The sequence below is a fragment of the Lactobacillus sp. C449L genome (assembly GCF_059900815.1).
Window position 1 is genome coordinate 1 of record NZ_JBWXGA010000435.1, and the last position, 397, is coordinate 397.

General features: G+C 70.0%; 1 protein-coding gene. It reads left to right on the forward strand.

What is annotated here, in order from left to right; translation table 11 throughout:
- Positions 1–208: 208 nt before the first annotated feature.
- The coding region (locus tag AC2JF9_RS10155; protein WP_500727520.1) for a hypothetical protein at positions 209–397 on the forward strand (189 nt) is incomplete at its 3' end.

The following is a 397-nucleotide window of genomic DNA, read 5'->3' on the forward strand; positions in this document are numbered from 1 at the left end:
GCTCCAGCCGGCGGCGCGGGTGCGGCGGAGGCGGATGGCGGGAAAGGACGCGGCACTCATGACTGCAAGCCTCTAGCGCCTGATCGTTCGAGGTGAAAGCGCCTCGCGCTTCCGCGCCAAGTCCTGGAGCAGGCTCCACTCAAATGGTCGCCCCGCGCCGCCGCGCTGACCCATGGACACCTTGACGCTTCCATGAGTTCAATGCGGCGTGGAAACGAACCGTCCCGTCCCCCGCCAGGCCGTCCTCGTCGTCAACGCGCATTCGCGCAAGGGCCAGGCGCTGTTCGAGGAGGCGAGGCGGCTGCTGGGGGAGGCGGGCGTCGAGTTGATCGCGGCCCATCCGGTGCAGGATCCCGCCCGGCTCAACGATACCGTGCGGCAGGCGGTGCGGGACGGC